Raw genomic sequence first — 8,635 nt, forward strand, 5'->3', positions numbered from 1 at the left:
AGGCAGTGCGGGCAGGCCGTGGCGATCTTCTTCGCCCCCGTGGCGCGGAGCGACTCAAGGCGGATCACGTTGATGCGCTTGCCGTCGGTGCGCTGATCGGTCCACATCTGACCGCCGCCCGCGCCGCAGCAGAAGGTCTTCTCGCCCGACTCCGTCGGGAAGGCAACGGACGGACGGACCTTTCCGAGCAGATCGTGGGGCGCAGCCGTGATGCGGTTCTGGCGGGCCAGATAGCAGGGGTCGTGCCAGGCGGTGAGCGCCTGATCGCGCGTCGCATCGTCAAGCTTCAGGCGGCCGGCGGCGATAAGTTCTCCGATGAAGGAGGAGTGATCGATGACGGTGAAGTCCGCGCCCTCGAATTCCTTGTATTCATTGCCGAGCGTATTGAAGCAGTGCGGGCAGGCCGTGAGCATGCGGTCGAACGTGTAGCGCGAGAGGTTCTCAATGTTCTCCTGCGCGGCGGTCTGGTAGAGGTACTCCTCGCCCAGGCGCCTCGCGAACTCGGCGTGGCAGCGCTCTTCGGCGAGCACGGCGAACTTCAAACCCGCGGCCGAAAGAATCTTCACCATCGCACGGGCGATCTTGCGGGCACGGCGGTCGTAACTAGCGGCACAGCCAACCCAGTAGAGGACGTCGTAATGCTCGCCCTCTTCGGCGACCGGGACATCAAGGTCCTTCGCCCAGTCCATGCGCTCATAAGGATCCAGACCCCAGGGATTGCCGACCGACGCGGTGTTCTCGAGCGCCGCGGCGGCCCCCTCGGGGAACTCGCCCTGCTCAAGCGCGAGATGACGGCGCATCTCGACGATCAGGTCCGGCGTCTGGATCTCGGCCGGGCAGGCGCGGGCGCACGCGCCGCAGGTCGTGCAGGAGAAGAGTTCCTCGTGCGTGATGATCTCGCCCACGAGAGCGCGGCCGTCCGCCTCACCCTCCTTCACACGGTCACGGAGCTTCGTGACGATCGAGCGGGGTTTGAGCGGCGTGCCGGCGCGCACCGCCGGGCAGACGTCGTTGCAGCGGCCGCATTCCACACAGGCGTCGAGCGCAGCGCGGTCAGTCCACTTGAGGCCTTCGATCGATGAGAGGCCGAAGTGCTCCTGCTCCTCGATGTCATCGATCTTTTTCAGAACGCCGTTCGCGGCGGGCTTCCTCACGGCGATGCCCACCGACGTGCGATAGAGGTGCGCGTAGTAGGTGAGCGGGATCGAGGCGATGAAGGCGAGCGCGGCGAGGCCGTGGATCACCCAGAGGAAGATGTGCGCCGAGGAGAGCGCCTCGGCCGAGGCTCCGGTCGCGAGGAAGGCCCGGGCCAGAAGCGAGCCCACGGGCGAGAAGTCGATCCAGGCGGGCTGCTGCACGGCGAGGCGCAGCGCCTCGATCACGTAGCCCGTGATGACGATGAAGGCAAGCGACGAGTAGGCAAGCGCGAAGCGGCCGTCGCGGGGCAGGTCCGAGTCCGTGCACCAGCGCCGCCAGGCGCCGAAGGCGAGCGCGAGAAGCACCGCGATGCCGGCGACGTCAAGAATCAGCTTGTAGGCGAGGTAGACATTGCCCTTGAGGAACTGGGTGCCGAAGACGTAGTGACCGACGTCCCAGTCGAGTGTCGCCGTCGCCGTTCCGAGGAAGAGGAAGAAGAACCCGAGGACGAGGACCGTGTGCATGCGGCCTGCCTTCGTCTCGCGGACGCGCGACTGTCCGGCGACCTGGGAGACGAGGCGCCCGCATCGTGCGGGATCCTCCGGCAGATGCTCCTCCTTCGCCTTTCGCCAGCGCTTCACGTTCTCCCAGACGCCCCAGGCACAGAGGGCGACGGTGACGACGGCGAGGAGATAGACACCGATCTCGCCCCAGAGCGGAACGTTCCAGAAAGCGGGTCGGATGGGCAGGGTCTCGGGCGACGGGACGGTCATGGTCAAGCGGATGGAGGGAAGAGGGGTTTCGGGTCTCGGAGTCTGCTTCCGAAGCGGGGCAGCTCCGGAGCAGAGAGGAATTCTTATAGCGGATGGAACCGGCGGAACCGCTTAAGGTCCGCTGCGGCATGGATACCGGAAACGCGGAAGGCCTCGCTCGTCAGTGCTGAACGGCAAGGCTTCTCAAGTGTGGTCACGGATTCCGTCCGGACGCAGAGTCACTGCGCTTCCGGTGTCCGCGGGCATGATAAAGGATTGCACCCGCGGGGAAACCGTCTCAGAAGACCGATTTGAGGTTCGGGAGATGCCGGGCTGGCCCGGGGCAGAGGTGAGGATTCCTTGATCCTTTACCACGTGCGCATTCGCCGATGTTGTCCGTCAGGCGTAACCTTTTCATCCTCTTGAATCCCGTGCGCGACAGCGGCTGCTGAGCGCACGGGAGAACCGTCGGTGACGAAGAGCCCCGCAGGGGCCGGAAGTCAGGATCGCCGGCGTCTCTTCGGGATGAGGCTCAAAGAAAAAATGACAAAAGAGGAACTCAAGGCCCGCGTGTGCGAAGTGATCCGCTCGAGGTTCGCGGACACCAGGAGTCTCGCGGACGCGATCTATGCCGAGCCCGAGCTCGGCTACAAGGAGGTGAAGACCTCCGCCAAGGTTCGGGCCGCCTTCGATGAACTCGGCATTGGACACCAGGACGGAATTGCCGGGACCGGCGTGAAGGCGAGGCTCAGGGGGGCGAGGCCCGGGAGGACCGTGGCGCTTCTCGGGGAGCTCGACGCGATCATCTGCCGCAGTCACCCCGCGAGCGACCCGATGACGGGAGCGGCGCACTGCTGCGGACACAATGTGCAGATCGCCAATGTGCTCGCGGTAGGTGCCGCGTTGCAGATCACAGGCGCCATGGCGCATCTCGCCGGTGACGTGGTTCTCTTCGCCGTGCCGGCCGAGGAGTACGTCGAGATCGAGTGGCGGCGGAGTCTGAAGGAAGCGGGCAGGCTCAGGTTCTTCTCTGGCAAGCAGGAACTCATCGCCCGTGGCGCGTTCGATGACATTGATCTCGCGCTGATGATGCACGTGAACCCGACGGACCGTCCGGAGGGTGACTTTCAGGTCGGAGCCTCCTCGAACGGGTATCTCGCGAAGCTCGTCGAATACCGCGGCCGCGCCGCGCATGCCGCCTGTGCGCCGGACGAGGGCGTCAATGCACTGAACGCCGCGATGCTCGGCGTCCTGGGGGTCAATGCGCTGCGCGAGACATTCCGCGAGAGCGACGTCGTGCGCTTCCACCCGATCATCAGCTCAGGCGGGGACCTTGTGAACGTCATCCCCGACCGGGTGAAGATCGAGAGCTACACGCGCGCCTCCAACGTGGAAGCGCTCGAGCGCTACAACTCTGCGGCGAACCGGGCTCTGAAGGCCGGGGCCGCAGCTCTGGGAGCCGAATGCCGGATCGAGGACTTCCACGGGTGCCTCCCGTTGAGGCCCGATGAAGGCTTCCGCACGATTCTCCGGGAGAATGCCCGCCGCATCTTCGGCGAGGAGGGTATCTACGAAGGGGAGCACTCCGCGGTCAGCACCGACATGGGCGATGTCTCGCATCTCATGCCGGTGGTTCATCCCTGGGTGGGGTGCGTCCACGGCGCGCTCCATGGCTCGGACTACCGGGTGGCGAGCGAAGAGGTCGCCTATGTGAAGTCACCCGAGGTGCTTGCGATGACGATCATCGATCTGCTCTGGGATGACGGGGCGGAGGCTGACCGCATTTGCCGCGGGTTCAGGCCCGTCTTCACGAAGGAGAGCTACCTGAAGTTCATCGATTCGCTGACGACGGATTCGCAGGAGGAAGGACGCTGAACGGCCGCTTCAAGAAAGGCCCCGGACATCGGGTCTGCCGACCGGAATGTCCGTTCAGGGGTGGAAACGGGCCGCGGCAGCTCAGTTGAGATCGTCCTTGTCGCGTCCCCCGACGATCACCATCAGTACGCTGGGATCCGACATGGCGGCCATGAATTCGTCTCTTCCGCGTTCCGGCCGCCGGCCGGGGATCTCGCCCGCGAGCGGAACCCAGCAGTCGGTGCTCGTGTCAATGCCAAAGAGGTGATGCGGGTACTGCTCACCCACGGCGGCGATGAGCATCGGGAAACAGATGCGGGCGAACTTCCGGGCTTTTGACTCCATCTCCGCGCAGAAGGCCACGTACGTGAGGCAGCCGTCGGAGTGCTCCTCCGCGGCTTTCTTAAGCTCGCGGTAGCCGTAGTGGTCGAAGGCGTAACCGTCGACGACATCGCCGAGTGTCCGGCCGGGCGTCATGTCGAACTCAAAGTAGGCGTCGGGGGGCATGCTGCCGTCTATGCCCGCGTACTGGACGAAGAGCGCGAGTCCCTTCTCCGTGGCCGTGAGTCCCGTGAAGAAGCCGCCGAAGCCTGGTGTGCCGCCGTCGACAGGATCCAGGCCGTCAAGCGAGAGGAAAATGCACCAGTGTTTCAGGTGCGCGAGCAGCCAGTCGGTCGTGCAGCCGCGCCAGGAGTTCTCATCGAGGATGAGCGACGCGATGAGCGAGCGGTTGAAGCCCACGCAGATCTTGTCGACGGCCCACCCGCCCACGATCATCGGACGGATGAGATGGAGCTTCTTCTCCTCGTACTCGTCCAGGTCCTCCGGCGTACGGGCGAAATCCTCGAGCGTCTTCACGCGCTCGGAGAGCGGGATGAAGGCGTTGTCGCTCATGTCGCGGAAGAACGGACAGCCGACGAGCGCCTCGTTCCTCATGCTGAGCACGTACTCGGGAAAACTCCCCTGCATGCCAGCCGTCATCCGCCGCCAGAGCCGGACAGGAACGCCAATGAGGCCGTTCCTGTTCTCCGACGATTCCCCGGGGGAGCTGTTCGTTGTCTGAATGGTCTCTGTCATCATCTGCGGCATCCGGTTTCGGGATTGTTGATCTCAAGGATTCCCGCCCCTTCCGGGCCGGAGGCTGATGCCAGAAGAAAAGCCGGACGCCGCCGATGCAGCGCGTGGCCTGACGGCATCAGGTTCCTCTTGTGCCGGGAGACGAAAGTGAGCCACCGGGGCTCCCTGTGTACACCGGAGCAGGGGAATCCATTTCACCAATTGTGTACCGGGAAGCGGAGCATCGTGTGTCGCTCTTCGTCGCTTAATGCCGCGTGCTGAGTTGGAGAACCAACTAACCGACTGATAAAAAACAAAAACCCGCACCGCTTGTTGCGGTACGGGTTCTGTGTTCTGGTTGCGGGGGAAGGATTTGAACCTCCGACCTTCGGGTTATGAGCCCGACGAGCTACCGGACTGCTCCACCCCGCGGTGAATTCCGGTCTGCGTTCAGCAGAGATTTGAATTATGCAGAGTTTTGGCGAACTTGTCAAGGGGTGGTCGCAAAAAAGTTCCTCGGGAGGACTTCCGGGGCTTTCGGACGCCGTCCGGAGCAGGGCAGCCAATCTGCCGTGGGCCGGGCTGCGTCGCCTCCGCCGCCGGCGGTAAGCGGACTGCCGCCCGAGGGCGGCGCATTCTTTAAGTCTGCGACAACCCGGACTCTCTATAATCACGAACGGTCATGCGGACCTCCTCCTTTCGACGGAGGTTTCCCGTGAACCTCAGCCAGTTATTTCCCCCACGCACCTTACTTGGGCTTCGAACATGCTCTACAACATCGCCCGGCGCATTCTCTTCTCCATGAACCCCGAGACTGCGCATCACCTGATCCTCGCGAACCTTGACTGGGCGGTGCAGCTCGGACTGACGAACCTCGTCACCCACATGCCCGACGACGATCCCGTCACGGTCATGGGCCTCAGGTTCCCGAACACGATCGGTCTCGCGGCCGGCATGGACAAGGACGGCCAGCGCGTCTCCGCCTTCGGCGGCCTCGGCTTCGGCCATGTGGAGATCGGCACGATCACCCCGCTCGCCCAGCCCGGCAACCCGAAGCCCCGCCTCTTCCGCCTCATTCCGGCGGGCGGCGTCGTGAACCGCATGGGCTTCAATAACGAGGGCGTCGACAAGGTTCTCGAGAACCTCCGCAGCGCCGATGCCTTCCGTCTGCGCGGCGGCATCCTCGGCATCAACATCGGCAAGAACGCCGTCACTCCGATCGAGAACGCGCTCTCCGACTACGAGAAGTGCCTCGACAAGGTCTACGACCACGCCGACTACATCGCGATCAACATCTCCTCGCCGAACACGAAGAACCTGCGCACCCTCCAGGGCGCCGAGTCGTTCGAGCCGCTCATCAACGGCATCGTCGCGAAGCGCGAGGCTCTGAAGGCCGACCGCAACGGCAAGCACGTCCCGATCGCCGTCAAGCTCGCCCCGGACCTTGAGAACGATGACATCCTGCGCTGCGTCGACACCCTGATCGAGAAGGGCATCGACGGCGTCATCTGCACCAACACGACGATCTCGCGCAAGGGTGTCGAGGGCCTCGACCATGCGAACGAGACCGGCGGCCTCTCGGGCGCGCCGCTCCGCGAGCGCTCCACCGCCGTTGTCCGCCTCGTCTCCGAGCACGTCAAGGGCGCGATCCCGATCATCGCCTCGGGCGGCGTGATGTCGGGCGCGGATGCCGTTGAGAAGATGGAGGCGGGCGCGCAGCTCGTCCAGCTCTTCACGGGCTTCATCTACAACGGCCCGAAGTGCATCGCCGACAGCGTCGAGGCCGTCGCCGCCTGGCGCAGGAAGCACGCCTGATCCTTGGGCGAATGGGAAGCCTGAAGGCTTCCCCTGGCCAGAAGGGGCGCAGCTGAAGAACCTCGGATCCGGGGGAATCAGATGCGCCCTTCTCTTATGCGTCAGTCACCTCCCTCCGGGAGAAGGAGTTCCTTTCGATGCGTCTCTTCGTCGCCCTTTCACTTCCGAGCGTACCGCGCCGCGAACTCACCGCCGCGGTGGAGAGTCTGAAGCGCTCGCACCCGAGGCTCGGCCGCTTCTCGCGCCCCGAGAACCTGCATCTCACGCTCGCCTTCATCGGAGAGATGAAGGAATCGAAGGTTCCGGTGATCCTCGAGGCCCTGAGCAAAGTTCCCCCCGAGGAGATGCGCTTCGGCTTCACCCGCCCGGGCACCTTCAGAAGCGGGATTCTCTGGGCGGGGCTTGAGGAGAAGGAGACGCTCGAGCGCATGGCGCAGTCGGTGAGGAATGCGCTCGACTCGGTTCACATTCCCTATGACCGCAAGGCTTTCCGGGCGCATGTGACGCTCGCACGTGACTGGCGCGGGCCGCAGGCGGAGGAACTGGAGGCGGCAGGTCTCAAACTGCCGAGGGGACTGAGGAATCCGGTCAGTGCCGTTCCGGAGCTTTTCGAGTCGTACCGGGATGACCGGGGAGCCGTCCGCTACCGCTCGCTCTCACGAGGAGAGTGAAGGATCCGGGGCCGGGTGCCCGAAGGTCCTCAGGGTTCGTCGGGCCCGGGCTCGTCCGAGCGGATCGAGAGCGCGATGTAGCAGCCCGCGCGTGCCTGCGCGGCGACGAGCTTCAGCACGCAGTGACGTGCGCCGCGGTCCTCGACCTCGGCGAGGCCGAGCAGCTGGCCGGCTGCGGAGAGCACCGGATAGGACTGGTTCTCGGCGAGGAGCGTCTCCTGGTCGATGCAGTAGAGCATCGTGTCATCGCCCTCGGGCCTCGCGTAGTAGACGCGGAAGTAGCCGTGGCGGGCGAGGATGCGGGAGCCGAAGTAAAAGAGAAGCAGATAGAGCACGCCGCTCGCGATGGCGAGGCAGAGCGATCGGATCGCGATCTCGAGCGGTTCGGCGTCGAACCAGCGCACGAAGAGCGAGCGGCTCGCCTCGCGGAGCGCCTCTTCATGGGGAAGGATCTCGAGCGTCCAGTGCGAGGAGGGAAGGTGAGCGGCGGGGCCGTTCAGGTGCGCCGAGACGGTGTAGTTGCCCGGCACCGCGGAGGGCAGGGCGGTGATCACCGCGCGCCAGCTCAGGTCATCCGAGAAGAAGCCCTGGCTGTAGGAGATCGGGGAGACGATGACCCGGTCGGTCGCGGGCTCAACCCTCAGCATCACATTGGGCGGATTGCGGCTCACCGAGATCGAGCCGGAGATGACGGTCTCCGAGCCGGGGATGAGTCTGGCCTGGTCGGCGGGCGTGCGCAGCGTCGCGACGAGTGAATCGAGCGAGGCGCAGAAGCCGAGGAGAACGGCGAACACGGCACAGGCCGCGAGTGTTTTTCTCGCGGTGCGCAGCGCAGTGATGGAGCGCGGCAGTGCCTGCTCACGAGCGTTCCTCATCTCCTCTCCTCACTCTTCAAAGAGTAATTCTCCAGGGGCTTCGCGCTCGTAATGCTTTTGGTCCTGATTGGCGCGGAATGCCCGGCGCGCAGGCGATCCTGCGCAGTCTGAAGGCATTCTAGGAGGGAAGGCGGGACCGGGGTGAGAAGGGCTCTCAGTATTCCGCCTGAGTGAGCATGATCGGCCGCAACGAGGCGCGAGGAAGGGGGGAAATGCGGAATCGCTCCCGTGAGCCCTTGACAAACACATCACGCATCGCCATAATTCGCGTCCTGCCCGCTACGGCGGTCAGTAAAGATCAAGGCGCAGACAGCGACGAAGACAAATCTTCCGAACTGAGTCCTTGACAAGGAGAACGAACTTCAGTATGATTCTTCTCCTTCGCTGCTCGAAAACGCAGCGCAGTTCTTTAAAAATCAGATTCAACGAACCGATAAGTGTGAACATCGGGAAGCTTTGAGAAGTCCGAAAGGGC

6 protein-coding genes and 1 tRNA gene are annotated in these 8,635 nt (G+C 64.3%); 3 read left to right on the top strand and 4 right to left on the bottom strand.

Translation table 11 applies throughout. The features are described from left to right. Nucleotides 1-1,910, bottom strand: a 1,910-nt coding sequence (locus Q4F91_RS11915; protein ID WP_303337937.1) for a (Fe-S)-binding protein, incomplete at its 3' end; no start/stop codon positions are given. A 522-nt stretch (nt 1,911-2,432) separates the two neighbouring features. On the opposite strand from Q4F91_RS11915, the gene Q4F91_RS11920 reads away from it, so the two are divergent. Beyond that, complete coding sequence (locus Q4F91_RS11920) at nt 2,433-3,764, top strand: amidohydrolase (RefSeq protein ID WP_303337939.1); 1,332 nt, start codon at nt 2,433-2,435, stop codon at nt 3,762-3,764. Between the two features lie 81 nt (nt 3,765-3,845). On the opposite strand, the gene Q4F91_RS11925 is transcribed toward Q4F91_RS11920, so the two are convergent. Both Q4F91_RS11925 and Q4F91_RS11930 read right to left on the bottom strand, forming a co-directional pair. After that, the gene (locus Q4F91_RS11925; protein WP_303337940.1) at nt 3,846-4,712 is read right to left on the bottom strand and encodes a hypothetical protein; all 867 of its coding nucleotides are present in this window, start codon (nt 4,710-4,712) and stop codon (nt 3,846-3,848) included. 442 nt (nt 4,713-5,154) lie between these two features. Continuing rightward, a tRNA-Met gene (locus Q4F91_RS11930) sits at nt 5,155-5,231 on the bottom strand. A 333-nt stretch (nt 5,232-5,564) separates the two neighbouring features. Here Q4F91_RS11930 and Q4F91_RS11935 point away from each other — a divergent pair. After that, nucleotides 5,565-6,614, top strand: coding sequence for a quinone-dependent dihydroorotate dehydrogenase (locus tag Q4F91_RS11935; protein WP_303337941.1), 1,050 nt, complete (start codon nt 5,565-5,567; stop codon nt 6,612-6,614). A 137-nt stretch (nt 6,615-6,751) separates the two neighbouring features. After that, on the top strand, nt 6,752-7,285 hold the full coding sequence (gene thpR / locus Q4F91_RS11940; protein ID WP_303337942.1) for an RNA 2',3'-cyclic phosphodiesterase: 534 nt from the start codon (nt 6,752-6,754) through the stop codon (nt 7,283-7,285). Between the two features lie 29 nt (nt 7,286-7,314). Here the strand turns inward: thpR and Q4F91_RS11945 are convergent, their stop codons facing one another. After that, nucleotides 7,315-8,160, bottom strand: a complete 846-nt coding sequence (locus Q4F91_RS11945; RefSeq protein ID WP_303337943.1) for a hypothetical protein — start codon at nt 8,158-8,160, stop codon at nt 7,315-7,317. Between the last annotated feature and the right edge of the window lie 475 nt (nt 8,161-8,635).

Source organism: Sutterella sp. (genome assembly GCF_030539355.1).
In the GTDB taxonomy this organism is placed as follows: domain Bacteria; phylum Pseudomonadota; class Gammaproteobacteria; order Burkholderiales; family Burkholderiaceae_F; genus Sutterella.

Coding starts and splice junctions, on each gene's coding strand:
- Q4F91_RS11920 (WP_303337939.1), top strand. CDS start 2,433: ATGACAAAAGAGGAACTCAAGGCCCGCGTGTGCGAAGTGATCCGCTCG.
- Q4F91_RS11945 (WP_303337943.1), bottom strand. CDS start 8,160: ATGAGGAACGCTCGTGAGCAGGCACTGCCGCGCTCCATCACTGCGCTG.
- thpR (WP_303337942.1), top strand. CDS start 6,752: ATGCGTCTCTTCGTCGCCCTTTCACTTCCGAGCGTACCGCGCCGCGAA.
- Q4F91_RS11925 (WP_303337940.1), bottom strand. CDS start 4,712: ATGCAGGGGAGTTTTCCCGAGTACGTGCTCAGCATGAGGAACGAGGCG.
- Q4F91_RS11935 (WP_303337941.1), top strand. CDS start 5,565: ATGCTCTACAACATCGCCCGGCGCATTCTCTTCTCCATGAACCCCGAG.